Origin of the sequence: Methylobacterium sp. AMS5 (assembly GCF_001542815.1) — a bacterium.
Classification (GTDB): Bacteria; Pseudomonadota; Alphaproteobacteria; order Rhizobiales; family Beijerinckiaceae; genus Methylobacterium.
This window is the reverse complement of sequence record NZ_CP006992.1, coordinates 698,035-717,505: the sequence shown is the minus strand read 5'-3', so window position 1 is coordinate 717,505 and position 19,471 is coordinate 698,035. Positions and strand designations below refer to the sequence as shown.

Below are 19,471 nucleotides of genomic sequence, written 5' to 3'. Positions count from 1 at the left end.
CCCTGTTGCGGCTCGATGGGCATCACCTAATCGATAGGCTGCCGCTTTTGTAAAGCACCTGGGCGTTGTGGAGGCGCGCCTCGCTGAGATGTGTACGTGGTCGGCCCGCCGGTCCCGGCCCGGAGCCGGCGGAGAGGGGGCACGGCGCGCCCCGGTCCGGCGGCTTACGCGCCGCGCAGGCTCGACAGGTCGAGCGGCAGCGAGCGCAGGCGCTGGCCCGTCGCGGCGAAGACCGCGTTGGCGATGGCCGGCGCCAGCACCGGCACGCCGGGCTCGCCGATCCCGGTGGGGGCAACTTCGGAGGGCACGATGTGAACCTCGACCCGCGGCATCTCGGAGATGCGCGTCGGCTGGTAGCTGTCGAAGTTCCGCTCCTGCACCACGCCGTCCTTGAGGGTGATGCGGTTGCGCAGCACCGCCGACAGGGCAAAGCCCACCGCGCCCTCGACCTGGGCGCGCACCACGTCCGGGTTCACGGCGATGCCGACATCGACCGCCGCCACGATCCGGTTGACCTTCACGCCGGACTCACCCGCCGTGACGTCGGCCACCATCGCGACGTAGGAGCCGAAGGATTCGTGCACGGCGACGCCGAGGCCGCGGCCCTTCTCCGAGGGTTTTCCGCCCCAGCCGGCCCGTTCGGCGGCGAGCTTCAGCACACCCGACAGGCGCGGTGCGCGGGTCAGCAGCGACAGGCGGTAGGCGACCGGATCGGACCCCGCGGCATGCGCCAGCTCGTCGATGAACACCTCCATGACGTGGGCGGTGTGGGTGTGGCCGACCGAGCGCCACCACAGGACCGGCACGCCCTCGCGGGCGTTGTGCACCTCGAAGCGGTAGGCCGGCAGCGCGTAGGGCGTGTCGGAGGCGCCCTCGACGGTGGTGGAGTCGATGCCGTTCTTGACGAGCATCGCCTCGAAGGGCGAGCCGATCATGATCGACTTGCCGACCATGGTGTGGCGCCAGCCGGTGATCTGGCCCTTCTCGTTCAGGCCCGCCTTGACCGTGTGATAGACCTGCGGGCGGTAATAGCCGGCCGCCATGTCGTCCTCGCGGGTCCAGACGAGGTGGACCGGCGCCTTGCCGTCCCAGGCCTTCACGATCGTGGCGGCCTCGGCGAAGTAGTCGGCGCCCGGCGTCGCCCGCCGGCCGAACGAGCCGCCGGCCCACTGGGTGTGAAGCCGGACCCGGTCGGTCGTGACGCCCAGCGTCGCTGCCACCACCGCCTGCTCGATGGTCTGGATCTGGCAGCCGGCATAGACGTCGTAGCTGCCGTCCGCCGCCCGCTCGATCGTCGCGTTCAGGGGCTCCATCGCGGCATGGGCCAGATAGGGGAAGGAGAACTCCGCCTCCAGCACCTTGGCCGAGCCCTTGATGGCGCCCTCGGCGTCGCCCGCCTGCGAGGCGACGAGGCCGGACGACCTGGCCGTCTCGCGGTACTCGGCGAGGATCGCGTCCGAGGAGCGGGTCTCGGCGGCGGAATTGTCCCAGGTGATCTTCAGGGCCTCGCGGGCCTTCATCGCGCTCCAGGTGTCGCGGGCGATCACCGCCACGCCGGTCGGGATCGTGACGATGCCGACGACGCCGGGCATGCCTTGCGCGGCTTCCGCATCCACCGACTTCACCGTCGCGCCGAAGCGCGGCGGATGGGCGACGAGCGCCGTGACCTGACCGGGGCGGCGGATGTCGAGGGAGTAGATCGCGGTGCCGTCGGTCTTCGCCGCGGAATCGATGCGCGGCACGCGCCCGCCGATCAGCGTCCACTCGGCCGGCGTCTTGAGGCGGGGCTCCTGCGGCACCGGCTTGGCGGCGGCGGCCTCCGCGAATTCGCCGAAGCGGGCCTGCTTGCCGGACGTGTGGCCGATGACGCCCTTCGCGACGGTGATCTCGCCTGCCGGCACGCCCCACTTGTCGGCGGCGGCGGCGACCAGCATGGCGCGGGCAGCCGCCCCCGCCTTGCGAAGCTGGAACCAGGAATTGGCGATCGCCGTCGAGCCACCGGTGCCCTGGACCGGTCCCATCAGCCCGTTGGCGTAGAGCTTGGCGTCCGCCGGGGCGAAGGCGACGCGCATCTGGCTCCAATCCGCGTCGAGTTCGTCGGCGAGGATGGTCGTGAGCCCGGTCGTGTTGCCCTGGCCCATATCGAGATGCTTGATCATCACGGTGACGGTGTCGTCGGCGGCGATCCGCACGAAGGCGTTTGGCTGGGCCGGGGCCTTCGACAGCGCGTCCGAGGCCTCCGCGGCGCGGGCACCCTTCAGGTCAAGGCGGAAGGCGAGCAGCATGGCACCTGCCACCGCACCGCCGAGGAAGGCGCGCCGCGAGGGGACGGGCGCATCAGTCAGGTCTAGCTTGAGCATGCCGGGCTCCAAATCTTGATAGGCTGCGGGGCGGCTCAGGCGAGCGTGCGGGCGGCTTCGTGGATGGCGGCGCGGATGCGCTGGTAGGTGCCGCAGCGGCACACATTGCCGTCCATGGCACCGTCGATATCCGCGTCGCTGGGCTTCGGGTTCTCGGTGAGCAGGCCGATGGCCGACATGATCTGCCCGGACTGGCAGTAGCCGCACTGCACCACGTCGAGGCCGCGCCACGCCGCCTTGACCGCATCGGCCACCTTGCCTTCGACGCCCTCGATCGTGGTGATCTTGGCCTCGCCCACATCGCCGATGCGGGTCTGGCAGGCGCGCACCGGCTGGCCATCCATGTGCACGGTGCAGGCGCCGCATTGGGCGATGCCGCAGCCATACTTGGTCCCGGTCATGTCGAGGCGGTCGCGGATCACCCAGAGCAGGGGCATGTCGGGGTCGGCATCGACCTCCCGGGCCACGCCGTTCAGGTTGAGGGTCAGCATGGGCGCACTCCGAAAGGAAGGTGTCGCACGAAGCGCCCCGGCTCAGGGCCACCATCGGGCCGCGAGATGCGCTTCGGGGCCGTCACGTGGTGTCGGCACTTGGAATCGTTCCGAGTTTGATCCTGTACGCTCGTCCCCGATGTGCGGGAGCGCACCTGAATAAGGATGAGACGTTTCCGCCCCTGTATCCGTGCAATTCGCCGGATCGTCGAAGCCGCTTCTTAACGGTTCGCACGGCACCCTGCGGGCTCTCCACCTCGCCCTCTGCGCCGCAAGACCACGACCGGGCGCCCGGCGTTCCGATCCCGATTGGCGATCTCGACTGTTATGCCCGACCTCACAGCGGAGATGGTTCAGCGCGGGCGCGGGCCCTCCTCGCAAGAGGTGGCCAAGCGGCGCGGCATCGCGCGCGAGATGCGCTCGGCCCGGGAACGGCTGACCTCCACCAGCGGGCTGGAGCGGGCCTTCGACACCGAACTCCTGCGCCTCTATGCCCAGTACCGGGTCGGGGCGGGCATTCCGCTCCTGGTGCTGGCGCTCATGGTTGCGGGTGCCTCCTCGATCTGGGTGCCGGCCGTGACCGCGGCGATCTGGGCGGCCGGGGCGATCGCCGCCACCACCCTGATGCTGCTCCTGAGCCGCCGCTTTCTGCGGCAGGCGCCGGAAAGCCTGTCGCTGAAGCACTGGGGGCGTGCCTTCGTCGCCGCCGAGTTCGGCCAGAGCGCCGCCTGGGCGATGCTGCTGCTCGTGGGCGTTCCCGAAGCGCGCACCTTCGCGCTGTTCGGTCTCGTCATCGTCGCGGCGGTGACGACGATGCTCGCCGCGACCGTCCCGGTCGCCGCCCTAGCCGGTCTTGTGCCGCTCATGCTGGCGGCGCTGTCGCTGCTGGTCTTCTCCAGCGACATGGACACGATGCTCCTCGTTGCGATGACGGTGGCGAGCCAGATCTTCTTCGCCGGACTGGCACGCCGCCTCTACGCTTCCGCGGTGGGCACCCTGCAATCGCGGGCGGAGAAGGACGCGATCTTCGCCGAACTCGAACAGGCCAAGGCCAATTCCGACGAGGCCCGGCGGCGGGCGGAGGAGGCGAACCTCGCCAAGTCCCGGTTCCTCGCCACCATGAGCCACGAGCTCCGCACGCCGCTCAACGCCATCCTCGGCTTCTCGGAGGTGATGAAGAACGAGGTGTTCGGCACCCATGTCGCCCCGGCCTACCGGGAATACGCCACCGACATCCACGACAGCGGGATGCACCTGCTCAATCTCATCAACGAGATCCTCGACCTCTCGCGCATCGAGGCCGGGCGCTACGACCTCACCGAGGAGGCGGTGCAGCTCGCCCATACGGTCGAGGAGTGCCGCCACATGATGACCCTGCGCGCCCGCAGCAAGGGCCAGACCTTCGCCAGCCTGATCGACGATTCCCTGCCGCGTCTCTGGGCCGACGAGCGGGCGCTGCGCCAGATCGTGCTCAACCTCCTGTCGAATGCGGTGAAGTTCACGCCGCCGGGCGGCGAGATCACGATCAAGGTCGGCTGGACCTCGTCGGGCGGGCAATATCTCAGCGTCAAGGATTCCGGGCCCGGCATCCCCGAGGACGAACTCGGAACGGTGATGTCCTCGTTCGGGCGCGGCTCGCTGGCGATCAAGACCGCCGAGCAGGGCTCCGGCCTCGGCCTGCCGATCGTGAAGGGTCTGATCGACCTCCATGGCGGCGGCTTCCAGCTCAAGTCGAAGCCGCGCGAGGGCACCGAGGTGATCGTCACCTTCCCCGCGAGCCGCGGCATGGACACCCTGCCCGCGATGAATCTCGGTGCCGAGAAGGCCCCGGCCGAGGCGGCGTCCGCCCGGCATGCGCGGGCGGCCTGACGCGCGTGTCGGAGCCGGATCCACCGGTTCCGGCAACCACGACGGTCCTCATGCCCAGGAGCTGCGCAGCAGCCTCGAAACACGCTGCGGCGCTTCTCCTGGCAGACCGACGCGACAGGATCGCTCGTCGGGATCGACCGTTCGGGCGTGCTTCGACAGCATCCTCCCGAAAGGTGGCCTCCGGCTTTCGGAAAAGACGATGCTTTTAGCTCTCGCTCTTGCCCGAGACCCCCGCCTGCTCGAACGTCGCCATGTCGCGGTGGCAGGCGAGCGCGCCCTTCAGCAGGCCGAGCGCCAGGGCCGCGCCCGAGGCCTCGCCGAGGCGCATGTCGAGCGACAGGACGGGCTTGAGGCCGAGCCGTTCCAGCACCTCGCCATGCGCGCCTTCGGCCGAACAATGGCCGGCGATGCAGTGGTCGAGGGCGTGCGCGTCGGCGGCGTGCAGGACCGCCGCCGCACCGGTCGCGACATAGCCGTCGAGCACCACCGGTACCCTCTGCAGCCGCGCGGCGAGGATGGCCCCGGCCATGGCCGCGATCTCCCGGCCGCCGAGGCGCGCCAGGATCGTCAGCGGGTCGCCGAGATGATCCTTGTGGGTGTCGAGCGCCAGCCGCACGGCCTGCGCCTTGCGGGCGAGGCCGGCCGCATCGAGGCCGGTGCCGCGCCCGACCCAGTGCTCGGCCTCGCCGCCGTAGAGCGCGGCGTAGATCGCCGCCGCGACCGTGGTGTTGCCGATGCCCATCTCGCCGACCGCGAGGCAATCGGTCCCCGCCGCCACCGCCTCCATGCCGAAGGCCATGGTGGCCACGCACCCTTTCTCGTCGAGGGCCGGGCCGGAGCAGATGTCGCCGGTCGGCAGATCCACGGCGAGGTCGAACACCCGGAAGCCGAGGCCGTAGGCGGCGCAGAGCTGGTTGATCGCCGCCCCCCCGGCGGCGAAGTTGTCGAGCATCTGTCGGTTGACCGCGGCGGGGAAGGCCGAGACGCCGCGCTCCACCACGCCGTGGCTACCGGCGAACACGCAGACCATCGGCCGGTCGAGGGTGGGTTTGGCCTTGCCCTGCCACGCGCCGAGCCACTCCACGAACGCTTCGAGCCGCCCGAGCGCGCCCGGCGGCTTGGTGAGGCTGGCATCCCGCGCGCGGATCGCGGCGACCGCGTCCCCGTCGGGGCCGGGCATCTCCGTGAGCAGGCGGCGGATGTCGGCGAAGGGCGAGGCGTCGGCGGTCGGGCTGGAGGTCATCGGCAGGGCTCGTGCGCGTCGGATGCGGGAAAAACGAAGGAGGTCGCCCGATCGGTGCGGGAATTGCCACCGGATAGCCAGCGGCGCCGCGTAGCAGGCAGGAGGCTCCCGGCGCTATAGAAGCGGACGGGCCCGCGGTACAGGCGGCCGAGGGGAAGGGACGCGGAATGATCGAGCGCAGTGGCCGCGATCTCGGGCCGCCCTTTCCGGGGGCGGAGCTGGTCTACGATCTCGCCGCCTGCCTCCGCTTCTTCACCCGCCTGCCGGTTCCACCGCTGCCGGACGAGCCGGCGCCCTATGCCGCGCCGGATTTTCGCACCGTGCCGCGGATGCTGCCGCTGGCGGGGGTGCTGATCGCCGCGCCCGCTGCCCTCCTGCTGGTTCTGGCCTGGGAGATCCGGCTCGGGCCGTTCGTCGCCGCCGCCCTCGCCCTCGTGGCGCTCGCCCTCATCACCGGCGCCATGCACGAGGACGGCTTGGCCGATGTCGCCGACGGGTTCGGTGGCGGGCAGAGCCGCGAGCGCAGCCTGGAGATCATGCGCGACAGCCGCATCGGCGCCTATGGCGGCACCGCCTTGTTTCTCGGGCTGGCGCTGCGGGCGGCGATGCTCGCGACCCTGCTCGACCGTTCCGGCGGACTCGCCGCCGTGTCGCTGCTCTTCGCCGCCGCCCTGTCGCGGACGGTGGCGCTGGTCCCGCTCGCGATCCTCGACCCCGCTCGTCCCGGCGGTGCGGGCGCTGCCGTCGGCCGGCCGACCCGGGCGACCCTGGGCATCGCGGGAGTGATCTGCCTGATCCTGGCCGGGATCGCCGCCGCCCTCGGCCTGCCGCCGCTGGGTCTCGGCCTCGCGCTGATCCTGGCGCCGCTCGCGGCCTTCGGCCTCAGCGCGCTCGCCGAACGGAAGATCGGCGGACAGACCGGCGACGTGGTCGGCGCCTGTCAGCAAGTCGGCGAGATCGCGGTGCTGCTGGCCCTGGTGGCGGCGACGGCGTAGGCGGGAGCCGCGTGATGCTGAGGATCCTCCGCCGGCTTTTTCAGGGCCGGACGGGAAAGGCGCAGAACCAAGCCCCGTCCGATTCGCCCGTGGAAACGATCGACCGCGCCGACACTGCCGAGCGGATCGAGATCCTGGCCCGCGGCGGCTTCGAGACCGAAGCCTCGACGCTCGAAACGATCCTGGACGAGTATCTGACCCCGGACGCCATCGCGCCCGATGATCGCCGCTGGGTCGAGGCGGAGGTGGCCCGCGCCTTCGCACGCAAGCGGGCCGACGAGGCGACGTGGCCGCTGGAAACGGATTTCGATCGCCTCGCCATCGCCTTCGACGCGCTCGACGCGAGCGGGATCATCGCGCTGCACGATGCCGGCTACACCCGCTCGGACGGCGTCTCGGATGCGGCCGAGGTCTATCACCAGCGCCGGGAGCGCGGGCGCGCCTCGCGGGGGTTCGTCTTCTATCACGGTCAGGATGTCGAGGCGGTCGTCTTCGATCAGGGGCTCTACCTCGCCTTCGGCTCGTTCGACGACCGCGACGCGACCATGGCCGCCATCGCCGCCGAGATCGTGGCGGCCGTGGAGGCGCAAGGATTGCGGACGCATTGGGAGGGTGATGTGGGAACGCGCATCCTCGTCCACCCGATCCACTGGTTGAAGCGCAGCCCGTCCGACGACCCGCGGGCGGCATAAGGTTTCCGGCAAAACCCTTGATTCACGGCCCCGCTCCGTCCCATTTGCACGGGCGATGCTGGCGACTCCTTCGAAAAAACCCTCCTCTCCCTGCACCAAGCTCTGCGTGCTCGATGCCGTGACGGGCCTGTGCGAGGGCTGCGGGCGCACGCGCGACGAGATCGGGCTGTGGGGCTCGCTTTCCGAGGCGCAGCGCCTGGCCGTCATGGCCGCACTGCCCGAGCGGCTGCGCCGGGCCTATCCCGGCCGGGAGGCGTGCGCGTCATGATGTGGGCCGGCCTCGCCATTCTCGGGATCGGCCTCGTCGTCCTGATCGCCAACCATGACGGCGGCCCGATGATGGGGCTCGATTCGGATCAGCTCGCCGGCGTCGTCTCCATGACCGCGCTGCTGCTGCTCCTCACCGCCGGCCGCTGGCGGCAGGCGCTCGTCATGCCGGGCAAGACCCTGGTTTCGATCCTGATCTGGCTCGCCATCGGCGCGGTGATCGTCGTCGGCTACACCTATCGCGACGACGCGCAGCGGGTGGGCGCCGATGTTGTCGGGGCCCTGCGCCCCGGCACCGCCGTGGTCGGTCCCGGCGGCGAGGTGACGATCACTCGCCGCTCGGATGGCGACTTCTCGGTGCTGGCGGCGGTGAACGGCGGCGGCGAAGAGCGCTTCGTGTTCGATACGGGGGCGAGCAGCGTCGTGCTCACCGCCGAGACCGCCGAGCGTCTCCGCATCCGCCCGCCGGAGAGCGCGTTCACGCAACGCGTCTCCACCGCCAACGGCACGGCGCTGACCGCGCCGATCCGGCTCGACTCGATCACGGTGGGGCCGATCACCGAGCGCAACGTCAACGCGATGGTGAGCCGGCCCGGCGTGCTGACCACCAACCTGCTCGGCCAGAGCTTCCTCGACCGATTGCCCTCTTACGAGGTGCGCGGCGACCGGCTGATCCTGCGCAGCCGCTGACGGGCGTCGGCGGCGCCCGCCACTCCGAAGCCGCCCAGGCGCGCCGGGCCCCTGACGACTCGGGTCCTGACGACTTGGAGTCTGGCCACTCGGACCCTGGCCACTCGGACCTTGCCCGCCAAAGCCTTGGCCCCATGCCGACGCGTCACCGCGCACCGATTCCACCGTCGTCCCTCCATCCCGACCGATCCCGGTGCCGATCACGGCGGGGCGCCCCGAGCCCGGCAGCGCCGAGGGGGAGACCCGGCCCGAGGCGGCGAGTCCGGAGCCGAGACGCAACCCGCCGTCGCGCGGTGCGACGTCGGCCTCGATCGAGGCACGGACGAGCCCCGCCGGGATTGGTCGGCTGTCGTCGCGGGTTCGCTCGTCTGAGACATCGCCTGAGCTTGGTGGCGGACGTGTGGGAGACAATCCCACGCCGTGCGGGCATCGAATCCGCGCTCACGAAGCGTATCTCGGTGAACGTCGAAGGTCTCTACGCCGATCTCGGCAGGCAGGGCTGCGGCGCGCCCATCTACGATGCGACGGTGCCTGCCCATTATGGCACGGGCCGCTCGGAATCAGGCTTCGGCGTCGTTCGCGGCGGGCTTGAACGATAGGTTCTAACGCCGGTGGGATGGCTTGCTTCTTGCGGTATGGAGTGAACCACGTCCACGGACAAATCGTTTGAACGGCTCGGCCTTCCCGGTGCGGGTGACGATCTAGCCGCTGAAGTGCTGTGAGGGGAGCGTTTCGAACGGAGTTTTCCGACCGTGGCTATACTTGCGTACCGCGCCGCCCGGCGTCGTCCCCTCGTTGCCGGTCTCTCGGCCGTCCTGCTCGGCCTCGCACCGCTCGCCGTCTCGGCTCAGTCCGTGGTCACACCGGACGTCGAGGCACCCTCCGTCGAGGCGCCGACCGTAACCGACCTCGGCAACGGACTTCCCCAGGGCGCATTGGTCTTTCACGGCAATTATTGCGGCCCGGGCAGCCGCGGCGCCGGCCTTCCTCCGATCGATGCCCTCGACCGGGCCTGCATGCACCACGATGCCTGCTCGCCGCCGGTGGGCCAGGGACTGCCCACCTGCTCCTGCAACGATCGTCTGGCGCGCGAGGCCAGGCAGGTGGCCCGGACGCCGCGGATCGACGAAGAGCTGGGCATGGCGGCGGAGTTCGTCGCCATCGGCGCGAAGGCGCTGGCCTGCGAACCCTGAAACCTATCCCCAGATGCGGATCGGCCCGGAGCGCTCGTTCCGGGCCGATTCTCCGTTGCGAGATGCAGATTAGGTTCGAAGCACGCCGAGCCGTGCCTCGTCCGGCTTGCAGCGGGCGTTGGCCGTAACCTGACGCAGGATGGGACGCCTCAGGCCTCGGGCGTCTCCATGGGAATTCCCAGCGCGTCGAGACCTTCTTCGAGGAGCGGCGCCGCATCCGGCGTGCCGAGCAATTCGCGGATCACCGTATCGCCGGCCGCCTCACGCTCCTTGGCGAAGGTGACCGCCGTGCGCCATTCCGCCGCCTCGTAGTCGCCGCGGCCGATATAGAGCAGGGCCCCGAGATCGGCGCGCTCGTCCTCGTTGAGACCGGCGATCATGCTGCGGATTTCCTGCTCGGTGGCGTCGTCGGTGCCGCCGACCAGCATGTCGATCGAGCCGTCATCGGTCGGGTTGGAGCCCGAATCCGGATCGGTCGCGCCTTCCTTCACCTCGACCGCCCGCAGCCGCAGGATGATCTCGGTGATCTTGTCGAGGGCAATGTCCATAAGCGGCTCCAGCATCGACGGCCCGCCAAGCGCGGCGCGTCGGGTTCGAACGGAACGCGCCGTGTCCGCCACGGGCGTCCGGTCAGGCCGGTGCCGTCGGGCTTGCGACAGGGCGCAGAGCCTCGACAACCCGTGGCGTGGCCGTTGGTTCGGCCGGGCCGGAGCGCCATGCGGATTCGGGAGAGGAAGGGAGCGGCAGGCGGGGGGCTCCCCGATAAGCCTCAGGCTCGCGGCGGGTATCCGCCCGGCTCGGCGTCCACGGTCCGCGCCGGGCGTTCCGCCTCCCGCCGGTGCCACATCAACAGCAGGGCGGAGATCACGAGCCAGGGACCGGCGATCCCGATGAAGAACGACATGAGCGCATCTCCCCGCGGCGGCGTCTGTTGTTTCGAGACAATCCGTTCCGCGTGAGAGAGGATGATAGGGTCTGCCGACCGGTCCGCAAGCGGCGCGTCAGGCGAACAGTTCGGGGCGGCGCAGGCGGAGCGAGAGCAGGAGTACCAGCGTCTTCATGTCGACGATCTCGCCGGCCTCGCTCATGGCGGCGAGGGTGGAGAGCGGCATCTCGACCACGGTGATCGCCTCGTGCTCCTCGGCCAAGCCGCCGCCCGGCCCCTCCCGGTCGCTCTCCGCGTAGGGGGCGAGGAACAGGTGCATCCGCTCGGTGGAGATCCCCGGCAGGCTCCACACCGTGGAGATGGGCTCCAGATCCGACAGCCGCAGGCCGGTCTCCTCGAAGGCCTCCCGGCGCACGCCCTCCGCCGGATCGGCCTCGTCGAGCAGGCCCGCAGGCACTTCCAGCAGATCGGTCACGCCTGCGGTGAAGAAGGGGGGCGCGCGGAACTGACGGATCAGCAGGGCCACCTTGCGCTCGGGATCGTAGGGCAGCACGCAGACCGCCTCGCCGTGATCCTCGATCTCGCGGGTCACCGCGGCGCCCTCGGGGGTCGTCACCTCGGCGACGAGGAAGCTCGCCCAGCCATCGTGGACGGTGCGGGTGCCGCGGATCTCGGGGGGCATGGCGTCTCCGGTTCGGCGCTTCAGGTCGGAAATCTCGGGGTCAGGCTCGCGCAGGCGGGCGGTCGGCGCCGCGGCGGATCAGGAAGCGCGCGGCCGGGCCGCGGCGCTCCATCGCCTCCAGCGCGGCTCCTTCCTCGCGGACGACGTTGGGAATGTCGATCCCTGCCAGCGGATCGGTCGCGGTCACAGCCAAGCATGCCCCGGGCGCGAGGGCCCGCAGGGCCTTGCGCGTGCGGAGCGCAGGGAGGGGGCATTTGAGGCCGCTGAGGTCGAGTTCGACCGTGCCGTCCTGCGAGATTTCGGACATGGGAGCGGCGCATAACACGAAAACGCCCTGCCGGCTGAACCCAGCCGCAGGGCGTGATTTTTCACGGGCGGAGGAGATGGCTACCAGCCGTAGGGGCCGTAGCCGTAAGAGCCGCCATAAACCGGGTAGCCGTAGCCGCCGTAATAGCCGACGGGGACGCCGTAGCCGTAGCCGTAGCCGTAGCCGTAGTAACCGCCATAGGCCGGATAGCCGTAGTAGCGCGGGGCCGCGCTGGCGGCGATCGCGCCGCCGATCAGGCCGAGCGCCGCACCCGCGAACAGCGCACCCGCGACGTTGCGGCGGCGATACCCGTAGCCGTAGCGGTAACGGGGACCGTAATAGCCTCCGTAATATCCGCGGCGCCAGCCGACGGTCTCGACGGTGATGCCGCCGACCTGCGCGGCGCTCATCGCCGGCAGCGGCGCGGCCTGGGCGGGCGGAACGGCCGTCACCGTCAGGCTCGCCGCGGTGAGGCCGGCCAGCGTCAGGGTCGTGATGCGGGACATGGATGCGAACTCCTTACGCGATAAGGAACACGCAGAGGAACAACGCGGCGCAGAACGCGTTCCGACGGCCCCGCTTGCCGCGGACGATAAATCTAAGGTGGTACCCGAACGATCAGAACGTGCAGGCCGTGAAAGCCGGATCGACGGACTTCTCCCAGGGCCCCTCGTAATCGGCGAGGCGCTCCTGTGCATGGCTGCGGCCGGCGGCCACGATCGCCTCCAGCGGCTGGAGATAGACCGCCTCGTCGCGGCCGTTGCCGTCGCGGCGCGCCCGCGCCTGCAGGCCGGTGCGGGCGATGGCAAGCGCCTCCGCCGCGACCGCGCCGAGGCAGCGTCCGCCGATGCTGGCATGGAGCCCGAGCCGCGGCACGGCGGCACGCATGGATTCCCGCTCGCCGGCGGACCAGCCGCGCACCAGATCCCAGGCGGCGGAGAGGGCGGTCTCGTCGTAGAGGAGCCCCACCCAGAAAGCCGATTGCGCGGCGATCATCGCCGGCCCGCCGACATCGGCGCCGCGCATCTCGAGGAAACGCTTGAGCCGCACTTCCGGGAAGACGGTGGAGGCGTGGTTCGCCCAATCCGAGACGGTGGCCCGCTCGCCCGGCAATTGCGCGAGGCGCCCGGCCATCAGGTCGCGGAACGAGGCCCCGGCGACGTCGTGGTAGGTCTCGCCGCGCTTGACGAAATACATCGGCACGTCGAGCAGCCAATCGACGTAAGACTCGTAGCCGAAGCCCTCGTCGAAGGCGAAGGCCAGCATGCCGGTGCGGTCGGGGTCGGTGTCGCGCCAGATCTCCGAGCGGCGCGACAGGAAGCCGTTGGGCCGCCCGTCGGTGAAGGGCGAGTTGGCGAAGAGCGCCGTGGCGATGGGCTGAAGCGCGAGGCTGACGCGCATCTTGCGCACCATGTCGGCCTCGGAACTGAAATCGACGTTCACCTGCACGGTCGCGGTGCGCAGCATCATGTCGAGGCCGAGCTTGCCCACCTTCGGCATGTAGTTGCGCATGATGCGGTAGCGGCTCTTCGGCATCTGCGGCGTCGCCTCGCGGGTCCATTTCGGACTCATGCCGAGGTCGAGGAAGCCGATGCCGAGGGGCTCCGCCGCGCGCTTCGTGGCTGCGAGATGCTCGTCGAGTTCGGTCGCCGTCGCGTGGATGTCGGGGAGCGGCGCGCCGGAGAGTTCGAACTGGCCACCGGGCTCGATCGAAATCGCGCCGCCGCCCTCGGGTCCCGCCAGACCGATGATGTGGCCGGCATCCAGGATCGGCTCCCAGCCGGTCTCGCGACCGAGATTTTCCAGAAGCGCCCGGATGCCGCGCTCGCCCTCATAGGGAACGGGCATGTGGTCGGTGGTGTAGAACGGGATCTTCTCGTGCTCGGTGCCGATGGCGAAACGCGCGCGCGGTTTCTCGCCCGCGGCGAACCACGCGATCAGTTCGTCCCGCGTCGTGAGCGGGGTGGTGTCGGACGTGTCGCGCGCCATGCGCTGCCTCGAAGGTAACGTCGGTCGAAGGGTCAGCGGCGCGCCGAGGATCCGCCACCGGACGGGGCCGGCAGCGGCCTCACCGGATGTCGTGTCCTTAGAGGACGCCGCAAGGGTGAACAACGCGCCCGCCGACCGCATGGCAGACATGACTCAAGCTTCTGTTTACGGCGCTCATCCCGCCGATCACGGATCCGCGAAGTAGGGGGCGTAGGCCGCCCGATCGAGCCCCGCCCGAAGGAGAAGCTGCAGCATCAGCCGCGCCTTCACGCCCGACAGAAGGCCCGCCGAGAGTGCGCCGCGGGCCAGCAGATCGATCTCGCCGCCGGGATACCCGTATGTGCGCGAGAACACAGGACCGGTCTCGGTGCGAGAGGCGAGCACCACCGGAATCCGCCCGACCAGGGTGGAAACGATCGCCGCCAGCGCCTCCGGCACGTGGCCCGCGCCCATTCCCTCGATCACGACGCCCGCGAAGCCGAGATCGGGCAGGGCGGCGAGCAGCCGTCCGTCGTCGCCGATCCCCATCTTCAGGAGTGCCACGGGGGCCGGCTCGTCCGACAAGGGACCGGTCAGGGTGAGGCTGCGGTGGGATCGCAGGAAAATCCGGGCCTCGCCCTCGATCACGAGCCCGACCGGGCCGGCGAGCGGTGAGCGGAAGGCCGAAGGCAGAGCGGTGTGGGCCTTCTGCACGAGGCGGGCGGCGTGGATCTCGTCATTGAGGACGGCGAGCACGCCCATTCCCCGCGCCGTCGCGCTGCCCGCGACGAGGGTCGCCGCCAGCAGGTTGCCGGGCCCGTCGGCCCCCGCACTTTCCGGCCCGCGCATCGCGCCTGTGACGACGACGGGCTTGTCGCCGGCGACCAAGCTGTCGAGGACGAAGGCCGTCTCCTCGATCGTGTCGGTGCCCTGGATCACCACCGCGCCGTCGAGGTCGCCCGCCAAGCGCCCATTGAGCGTGCGCGCCACGCCGATCAGGTCGTCGAGGGTGAGCCCGGCGCTCGGCCGGCGCAGGGGCGAGAGCGTCTCGATCCGCGCCACCGCGGCGAGCCCCGGCACCGACGCCGCGAGGTCGGCGGCCGTCAGCGTCGGCACGATCCCGCCCTCAAGGCTCCGGGTCATGGTGATCGTCCCGCCGAGGGACAGGAGGAGGATGCGGGGGAGGGGCATGGCGCGTAAGGCTCCGGCGGCCGCAAGGCCGGACGTGGTGCCCGTATCATTCCGGTGTCGATTGTCGAGGAAGCGAAGCGGGAAGAATTGCAATACCGAGATCGGGCGATCACAACGCGGCACACAACCAGGGCGTGATCGCCCGAGGTGCCCGTGCCCCGCTCCCTCACTCTTGCTCTGATCCTGCCGCTCCTGTCCTGGCTCGCCGCAACCGGGCCTGCTTCGGCGCATCGCCCCTACTTCACCGAAGCGCAGGCGATCCTTCTGCCGGACGGTCAAAGGGGCGAGATGCGCATCATCGCCGGAGACGGCATCTTCGTTGCCGACCCTGTGCGTATCGTGATCCTCGATGCAGAGAGCCGGCTGATCGCGCGAGGTCCGCAGACGCGATGGCTCTCGCTCGTCTGCGATGCCCCGCTTCGCTGCCATGGCTACGATCATCTCTCGGGCGAGGTGATCGCGCCGGACGCGACGACATTCGGAAGAGACGGACCGCTCGTGCCGTCCTTCGATGAGCGGGACGACCTCTGGGGCATCGAGGCCGGGGAAGCCTCCTGGGGTGTCAAGGTTCGGCCGGCGACGTGGGCGGAGTGGTTGCCTGCGGAGTGGAGCCAGTGGCGGGATATGCCACTCGGCGGTTACGTCCTTCTTGCGCTGCCCGGTGTCATCGCTGCGATCTGTAGCTTCGGCGTGCACAGGCCGAGGTGGACCCTCGAAGGCGCACTGCTATGGTTCGCAGGTATGCTGCTCAGGCTTTTCGGAGTCGGAGTAGCTGTTGTGATGTTCCTGCTTGGACTCATCATGAGTCCCATGATCCCAAGCATCGTGTTCGGGGCTGCCTTGAGCGCATATCTCTTGGTTTGGATCATTTTGACCCTGATCCGGCGTCGTTTCAAAACGTCCGTGGTTGCCGCCTAACCGGGAGTTCAGCCGCCCGTCACCATGATCTCACCGCGCATCCCCCAGCACCGCCTGCACCAGCGTCAGCACGGCCACGGCGGCCGTATCCGCCCGCAGGATGCGCGGGCCGAGCGACAGCGCGACCGTGTTGGGGCGGGCGACGATCAGCGCGCGTTCTTCGGCGTGGAACCCGCCCTCGGGGCCGACCAGCACGGCGAGCGGCGGCGGGCGCGCCGGATCGGCCGCGCCGCGTAGGGCCGTTACCGGGTCGGTGACAGGCGCATCCTCGTCGCAGAACACGAGCAGGCGATTCGCTTCGAGGGCATCGAGGCAGGCGGGCAGCCGGGCCGGCTCGCCGATCTCCGGCACGGAGAGAATGCCGCACTGCTCGGCCGCCTCGATCGCGTTGGCCTGGAGACGATCGAGCTTGATCCGCTCGCCTTGGGTGAAGCGGGTGAAGACCGGCTGGAGGCGCCCCGCGCCCATCTCCACCGCCTTCTGCGCCATGTAGTCGATGCGGCCCGTCTTCAGCGGCGCGAACAGGTAATGAAGGTCGGCGGGGGCCGGCTGCGGCCGGGTCTGCGCCACCACGCGCAGGTCCGCGCTCTTGCGGCCCTGCGGCACGATCTCGGCGCGCCACTCGCCGTCGCGCCCGTTGAACAGTAGGACGGGTTCGCCCTCCGCGCGGCGCAGCACCGTCAGCAGGTAGTTCGCCTGCGCCCGCTCCAGCGGTAGGACGTGCCCCTCCGCCAGATCCGCTTCGACGAAGAGGCGTGGAGCGGTGAAGTCGTAAGCAGCCATGGTCTCTCGCGGGCAAGCCGGTCTCGTCGCGTGGCGGCCCCGGCCTGTCAATCGGCGGTTCCGACGCTGACTGGTGCAAAAAGAACACGCCTCGAATGTTTCAAGGCGTTTCCCACGCTCCTGGCATTCGGGCGGCGGAAGGCACCATTGGCGCCACAATCCCGTGCGCAGAAGACTGCCGCATCGAAACACTTCAAGCCCCTCTGCCGGGCCCGCGGCGCGAGCCGCCAGGGATTCGGGCCGGATGGGCGCTGCGGGATCGGGGGTACACCCGTCGCGGCATGCGGGGAGAAGGACCGGGCCGAATGTCTGCCAGGATTGTTGCACCGACGAAGACCGCCGCCGCTCTTGTCGGCCTTGTCCTGCTGGCCGGGCCGGCTCTGGCCCAGAGCATGGGCGGGATGCCGCTGCCGTCGATGGATACGCCGGCCGAACCGGCACCCTCGGCCGGCGCGCCGATGAGCGTTCCCGCACCGATGGCTCCGGCCGCGCCGGCCCAGTCCGTGCCGCAGCAGGCGGGCACCGATTGCGGCTCGATCCAGAAAACGCTGATCGAGCGCAAGAACCTCGTGGCCAAGGCCAATTCCGCCTCGAACTCGAAGAAGAAGATGACGCCGCAGGAGGCGTGCTCCCTGTTCGGCCAGCTCCAGGCCAACGGCGCCACCGGCATCAAGTGGATCACCGCCAACAAGGAGTGGTGCTCGATCCCGGATTCCTTCTCGGAAGGCTTCAAGGCCGACCACAACAAGGTCGCGGCGATCCGCACCAAGGTCTGCGGCATCGCCGCCCAGGCCTCGAAGATGGAAGCCCAGGCCAAGACCCAGGCGCAGAACGGCGGCGGCGGCGGTGGTCTGCTCGGCGGTCCCGGCCTGTCGGGCGCCTTCCGCATGCCGCAGGGCGCACTGTAAGTTTTCAGCGCCGCGTCACCGTTGCCCTCTCCGTCCGAGCCCGGCTCCGGCCGCGTCGCCGACGCGGTCGCCGGCCATTGGGCCGACCGGCTCGCGCCGGCCGGGGCGCGGCCGTATCTGCGCCTCGCCCGGATCGAGCGGCCGATCGGCTGGTGGCTGCTGCTGCTGCCGTGCTGGTGGTCGGCGGCACTCGCCGCGACCGCCGCCGGGAATCCCGGCCCCCATCTCGGCCATCTCGTGCTGTTCCTGATCGGCGCGGTGGTGATGCGCGGCGCCGGTTCGACCTACAACGATATCGCCGATCGGAAGCTCGACGCACAGGTCGAGCGCACCCGCTCGCGCCCGCTCCCCTCGGGACAGGTGACGACGAAACAGGCCGCCGCCTTCCTCATGGCGCAGGCGCTGGTCGGCCTCGCGGTGCTGCTGCAATTCAACGCGACCGCGATTCTCGTCGGCATGCTCTCGCTGGCGCCGGTAGCGATCTACCCCTTCATGAAGCGGGTGATGCCGATGCCGCAGGCGGTGCTCGGCCTCGCCTTCGGTTGGGGCGCGCTGATGGGCTGGGTCGCCGTGTTCGGCCGCCTCGATCCGCCGGCCCTGTGGCTCTATGCCGGCACGATCTGTTGGATCGTCGGATACGACACGATCTACGCGGTGCAGGACATCGAGGATGACGAGATCGTCGGCATCCATTCCTCGGCCCGGCTGTTCGGCGCGCGCCTGCGGCTCGCGGTGGGGCTCTGTTACGCGAGCGCCGTCGCCCTGTTCGTGCCGGCGCTGGCCGGCGCCGGGGCCGGCCCGTTGAGCTGGATCGGGCTCGGGCTGTTCGCCGCCCATCTCGCTCGACAGGTTCTGCATCTTTCCGAGCGCGACGGCCTGCGGGCTCTGGCGCTGTTCCGCTCGAACCGCGATGCAGGCCTCATCCTGTTCGCGGGGCTTGCCGCCGACGCGCTGTGGCAGGGTCTGCACTGAACCGGCCGGGGCGAGGGCTCGTCCCCGCGCCATGTCCGCTTCCATGCGGGAGACAGATCCGCACCGACGATCCGATCACCCGGGGCGCCCGTGCCCGGATCCAGGGGCGTCCGCGCGACGCCTGCCCCTATCCGATGAATTCGCCCGAGCGCACGGCGTGGCTCGAGGGCTATGACGGTTCTCCGGCCGAGCGCTCGCCGGACAGGCCGCGCGACAACGGCTGAGGCGGGAAACCGTCTCAGCCGCGGGAGATGATCTCGCTCTCGCCCCGGTGGATGCACGGCCGGGCCGGGAGGCGGGCGGGCTTGCGCCGCACGAGGAAGCGCGGGCGGCGTCCGCTGAGCGCGGCGTGCCGGCGGCGCTGGCGGCCCTTGCCGAGCACGACCGGGCCGAGCTGCTGCGAGACCGGGACGATGGCGCCGTCCTCGCGCAGCAGCATCCGGGCGAGACCGCCCGTGGTCGAGATGTCGCGCCACACCGCCACGACATCCTCCTCCGCGAACGGCCCGAGCCGCATCGTCACCTCGCCCTCGTCATCGACGAGAAGCAGGGAGAAGCGGTCCTCGCCGCAGGCATCGGCCGCATCGTCGGCGAAAGCCATAGCCACACCGACGGGCGTGATGGCGTGGGTCACTCCGAGAAGCGGCAGCGGCGTCACCTGAACCGTGATGCAGGGCGCAGCCGCTTCGTCGTCGATGCCGGGCCGACAGTTCTGATTCATGATCTCGAAAGTCATCATCGGTTCGACGCCCTATCCCGTGTCGCGGTCTCTGTCGGACGCGCTGATCTGACAAGCACAGTGCCGGTCGTCTCCCCCAAGGCGCCTTAAGAGTGAGCGTTAAGCGATCGTGGATCGAGCCCAAGTCTGCCGGATGCTCAACGGACCCTTGCCGGGATTGGTGCAAATGTCGGTAACCGTGCGGGCGAGCCGGTCCGGGCGTGCGGCCGGTACGGCCGCGGCTGCATCACTGCGTTCCGAAATCCGATGGCCACTTTTTCCACCGATGCTCTAAAACGAAAGGGCGTCGGCGCCGTTCAAACGGCATGAGGCCGGCT

At 70.1% G+C, this 19,471-nt stretch carries 23 protein-coding genes; 11 read left to right on the top strand and 12 right to left on the bottom strand.

Going from position 1 to position 19,471, the window contains the following annotated elements; all coding sequences use genetic code 11:
- Window positions 1-164: 164 nt before the first annotated feature.
- Together Y590_RS03350 and Y590_RS03345 are read right to left on the bottom strand one after the other, a co-directional pair.
- Complete coding sequence (locus tag Y590_RS03350; protein WP_060768641.1) at window positions 165-2,360, bottom strand: xanthine dehydrogenase family protein molybdopterin-binding subunit; 2,196 nt, start codon at window positions 2,358-2,360, stop codon at window positions 165-167.
- Window positions 2,361-2,395: 35 nt separating this feature from the next.
- Window positions 2,396-2,851, bottom strand: a complete 456-nt coding sequence (locus Y590_RS03345) for a (2Fe-2S)-binding protein (RefSeq protein ID WP_060768640.1) — start codon at window positions 2,849-2,851, stop codon at window positions 2,396-2,398.
- Window positions 2,852-3,178: 327 nt separating this feature from the next.
- Here Y590_RS03345 and Y590_RS03340 point away from each other — a divergent pair, with 327 nt between their 5' ends.
- On the top strand, window positions 3,179-4,720 hold the full coding sequence (locus Y590_RS03340) for a sensor histidine kinase (protein WP_060768639.1): 1,542 nt from the start codon (window positions 3,179-3,181) through the stop codon (window positions 4,718-4,720).
- A 205-nt stretch (window positions 4,721-4,925) separates the two neighbouring features.
- Here the strand turns inward: Y590_RS03340 and cobT are convergent, their stop codons facing one another.
- Window positions 4,926-5,963: a nicotinate-nucleotide--dimethylbenzimidazole phosphoribosyltransferase gene (gene cobT, locus Y590_RS03335; protein WP_060768638.1), complete on the bottom strand. Its 1,038-nt coding sequence runs from the start codon at window positions 5,961-5,963 to the stop codon at window positions 4,926-4,928.
- A gap of 167 nt (window positions 5,964-6,130) precedes the next feature.
- Between cobT and cobS the strand changes: the two genes are divergently transcribed.
- The 6 genes from cobS to Y590_RS03305 all read left to right on the top strand — a co-directional run bounded on the left by cobS (window position 6,131) and on the right by Y590_RS03305 (window position 9,800).
- Window positions 6,131-6,958: an adenosylcobinamide-GDP ribazoletransferase gene (gene cobS, locus Y590_RS03330; RefSeq protein ID WP_060768637.1), complete on the top strand. Its 828-nt coding sequence runs from the start codon at window positions 6,131-6,133 to the stop codon at window positions 6,956-6,958.
- 14 nt (window positions 6,959-6,972) lie between these two features.
- The gene (locus Y590_RS03325) at window positions 6,973-7,650 is read left to right on the top strand and encodes a DUF6891 domain-containing protein (protein WP_060768636.1); all 678 of its coding nucleotides are present in this window, start codon (window positions 6,973-6,975) and stop codon (window positions 7,648-7,650) included.
- Between the two features lie 55 nt (window positions 7,651-7,705).
- On the top strand, window positions 7,706-7,918 hold the full coding sequence (locus tag Y590_RS03320; protein WP_060768635.1) for a DUF1289 domain-containing protein: 213 nt from the start codon (window positions 7,706-7,708) through the stop codon (window positions 7,916-7,918).
- Window positions 7,915-8,607 (top strand): retropepsin-like aspartic protease family protein, encoded by a 693-nt coding sequence (locus tag Y590_RS03315; RefSeq protein ID WP_060772131.1) that lies wholly within the window; start codon window positions 7,915-7,917, stop codon window positions 8,605-8,607. The genes Y590_RS03320 and Y590_RS03315 overlap by 4 nt, the downstream gene beginning before the upstream one ends.
- A 386-nt stretch (window positions 8,608-8,993) precedes the next feature.
- Window positions 8,994-9,206: a hypothetical protein gene (locus Y590_RS03310; RefSeq protein ID WP_060768634.1), complete on the top strand. Its 213-nt coding sequence runs from the start codon at window positions 8,994-8,996 to the stop codon at window positions 9,204-9,206.
- Between the two features lie 153 nt (window positions 9,207-9,359).
- Window positions 9,360-9,800, top strand: a complete 441-nt coding sequence (locus Y590_RS03305; protein WP_060768633.1) for a phospholipase A2 family protein — start codon at window positions 9,360-9,362, stop codon at window positions 9,798-9,800.
- 149 nt (window positions 9,801-9,949) lie between these two features.
- Here the strand turns inward: Y590_RS03305 and Y590_RS03300 are convergent, their stop codons facing one another.
- From Y590_RS03300 to Y590_RS03275, 7 genes are all read right to left on the bottom strand, one after another.
- Window positions 9,950-10,348 carry a DUF3775 domain-containing protein gene (locus Y590_RS03300; protein ID WP_060768632.1) on the bottom strand — a complete coding sequence of 133 codons (399 nt, stop codon included), beginning with the start codon at window positions 10,346-10,348 and terminating at the stop codon, window positions 9,950-9,952.
- A 221-nt stretch (window positions 10,349-10,569) separates the two neighbouring features.
- Window positions 10,570-10,704, bottom strand: a complete 135-nt coding sequence (locus tag Y590_RS27185) for a hypothetical protein (protein WP_256371258.1) — start codon at window positions 10,702-10,704, stop codon at window positions 10,570-10,572.
- A gap of 97 nt (window positions 10,705-10,801) precedes the next feature.
- The gene (locus Y590_RS03295) at window positions 10,802-11,368 is read right to left on the bottom strand and encodes an NUDIX domain-containing protein (protein ID WP_060768631.1); all 567 of its coding nucleotides are present in this window, start codon (window positions 11,366-11,368) and stop codon (window positions 10,802-10,804) included.
- A 40-nt stretch (window positions 11,369-11,408) separates the two neighbouring features.
- Window positions 11,409-11,675 (bottom strand): sulfurtransferase TusA family protein, encoded by a 267-nt coding sequence (locus tag Y590_RS03290; protein ID WP_060768630.1) that lies wholly within the window; start codon window positions 11,673-11,675, stop codon window positions 11,409-11,411.
- 80 nt (window positions 11,676-11,755) lie between these two features.
- Complete coding sequence (locus Y590_RS03285; protein ID WP_060768629.1) at window positions 11,756-12,181, bottom strand: hypothetical protein; 426 nt, start codon at window positions 12,179-12,181, stop codon at window positions 11,756-11,758.
- Between the two features lie 112 nt (window positions 12,182-12,293).
- A complete protein-coding gene (locus tag Y590_RS03280; RefSeq protein WP_060768628.1) occupies window positions 12,294-13,664 on the bottom strand; it encodes a glutamate--cysteine ligase in 1,371 nt (456 codons plus the stop codon).
- Between the two features lie 186 nt (window positions 13,665-13,850).
- Entirely contained in the window at window positions 13,851-14,834 is a 984-nt protein-coding gene (locus Y590_RS03275) for an asparaginase (protein WP_060768627.1), read from the bottom strand.
- 153 nt (window positions 14,835-14,987) lie between these two features.
- Between Y590_RS03275 and Y590_RS03270 the strand changes: the two genes are divergently transcribed.
- Window positions 14,988-15,752, top strand: coding sequence for a hypothetical protein (locus tag Y590_RS03270; RefSeq protein WP_060768626.1), 765 nt, complete (start codon window positions 14,988-14,990; stop codon window positions 15,750-15,752).
- A gap of 30 nt (window positions 15,753-15,782) precedes the next feature.
- Here Y590_RS03270 and Y590_RS03265 read toward each other — a convergent pair whose 3' ends face one another.
- Window positions 15,783-16,535, bottom strand: a complete 753-nt coding sequence (locus tag Y590_RS03265; protein ID WP_060768625.1) for a 16S rRNA (uracil(1498)-N(3))-methyltransferase — start codon at window positions 16,533-16,535, stop codon at window positions 15,783-15,785.
- A 305-nt stretch (window positions 16,536-16,840) separates the two neighbouring features.
- On the opposite strand from Y590_RS03265, the gene Y590_RS03260 reads away from it, so the two are divergent.
- From Y590_RS03260 to rmf, 3 genes are read left to right on the top strand one after another with little or no spacing between them, the layout of a single operon-like run.
- The gene (locus tag Y590_RS03260; protein ID WP_060768624.1) at window positions 16,841-17,443 is read left to right on the top strand and encodes a hypothetical protein; all 603 of its coding nucleotides are present in this window, start codon (window positions 16,841-16,843) and stop codon (window positions 17,441-17,443) included.
- Between the two features lie 21 nt (window positions 17,444-17,464).
- Window positions 17,465-18,415, top strand: coding sequence for a 4-hydroxybenzoate octaprenyltransferase (gene ubiA, locus Y590_RS03255; protein WP_060768623.1), 951 nt, complete (start codon window positions 17,465-17,467; stop codon window positions 18,413-18,415).
- Entirely contained in the window at window positions 18,397-18,639 is a 243-nt protein-coding gene (gene rmf, locus Y590_RS27520) for a ribosome modulation factor (protein ID WP_083530733.1), read from the top strand. The genes ubiA and rmf overlap by 19 nt, the downstream gene beginning before the upstream one ends.
- Before the next feature lie 14 nt (window positions 18,640-18,653).
- Here rmf and Y590_RS03245 read toward each other — a convergent pair whose 3' ends face one another.
- Window positions 18,654-19,154 (bottom strand): DUF6101 family protein, encoded by a 501-nt coding sequence (locus tag Y590_RS03245; protein WP_060768622.1) that lies wholly within the window; start codon window positions 19,152-19,154, stop codon window positions 18,654-18,656.
- Between the last annotated feature and the right edge of the window lie 317 nt (window positions 19,155-19,471).

Excerpts from the sequence above, each read along its gene's own strand:
- Y590_RS03290 (WP_060768630.1), bottom strand. The coding sequence starts at position 11,675 with ATGTCCGAAATCTCGCAGGACGGCACGGTCGAACTCGACCTCAGCGGC.
- Y590_RS03245 (WP_060768622.1), bottom strand. The coding sequence starts at position 19,154 with ATGATGACTTTCGAGATCATGAATCAGAACTGTCGGCCCGGCATCGAC.
- Y590_RS03300 (WP_060768632.1), bottom strand. The coding sequence starts at position 10,348 with ATGGACATTGCCCTCGACAAGATCACCGAGATCATCCTGCGGCTGCGG.
- Y590_RS03275 (WP_060768627.1), bottom strand. The coding sequence starts at position 14,834 with ATGCCCCTCCCCCGCATCCTCCTCCTGTCCCTCGGCGGGACGATCACC.
- Y590_RS03320 (WP_060768635.1), top strand. The coding sequence starts at position 7,706 with ATGCTGGCGACTCCTTCGAAAAAACCCTCCTCTCCCTGCACCAAGCTC.
- Y590_RS03350 (WP_060768641.1), bottom strand. The coding sequence starts at position 2,360 with ATGCTCAAGCTAGACCTGACTGATGCGCCCGTCCCCTCGCGGCGCGCC.
- Y590_RS03280 (WP_060768628.1), bottom strand. The coding sequence starts at position 13,664 with ATGGCGCGCGACACGTCCGACACCACCCCGCTCACGACGCGGGACGAA.
- Y590_RS03265 (WP_060768625.1), bottom strand. The coding sequence starts at position 16,535 with ATGGCTGCTTACGACTTCACCGCTCCACGCCTCTTCGTCGAAGCGGAT.
- Y590_RS27185 (WP_256371258.1), bottom strand. The coding sequence starts at position 10,704 with ATGTCGTTCTTCATCGGGATCGCCGGTCCCTGGCTCGTGATCTCCGCC.
- cobS (WP_060768637.1), top strand. The coding sequence starts at position 6,131 with ATGATCGAGCGCAGTGGCCGCGATCTCGGGCCGCCCTTTCCGGGGGCG.
- Y590_RS03285 (WP_060768629.1), bottom strand. The coding sequence starts at position 12,181 with ATGTCCCGCATCACGACCCTGACGCTGGCCGGCCTCACCGCGGCGAGC.
- Y590_RS03340 (WP_060768639.1), top strand. The coding sequence starts at position 3,179 with ATGCCCGACCTCACAGCGGAGATGGTTCAGCGCGGGCGCGGGCCCTCC.
- Y590_RS03260 (WP_060768624.1), top strand. The coding sequence starts at position 16,841 with ATGTCTGCCAGGATTGTTGCACCGACGAAGACCGCCGCCGCTCTTGTC.
- Y590_RS03315 (WP_060772131.1), top strand. The coding sequence starts at position 7,915 with ATGATGTGGGCCGGCCTCGCCATTCTCGGGATCGGCCTCGTCGTCCTG.
- Y590_RS03295 (WP_060768631.1), bottom strand. The coding sequence starts at position 11,368 with ATGCCCCCCGAGATCCGCGGCACCCGCACCGTCCACGATGGCTGGGCG.
- cobT (WP_060768638.1), bottom strand. The coding sequence starts at position 5,963 with ATGACCTCCAGCCCGACCGCCGACGCCTCGCCCTTCGCCGACATCCGC.
- Y590_RS03325 (WP_060768636.1), top strand. The coding sequence starts at position 6,973 with ATGCTGAGGATCCTCCGCCGGCTTTTTCAGGGCCGGACGGGAAAGGCG.
- Y590_RS03345 (WP_060768640.1), bottom strand. The coding sequence starts at position 2,851 with ATGCTGACCCTCAACCTGAACGGCGTGGCCCGGGAGGTCGATGCCGAC.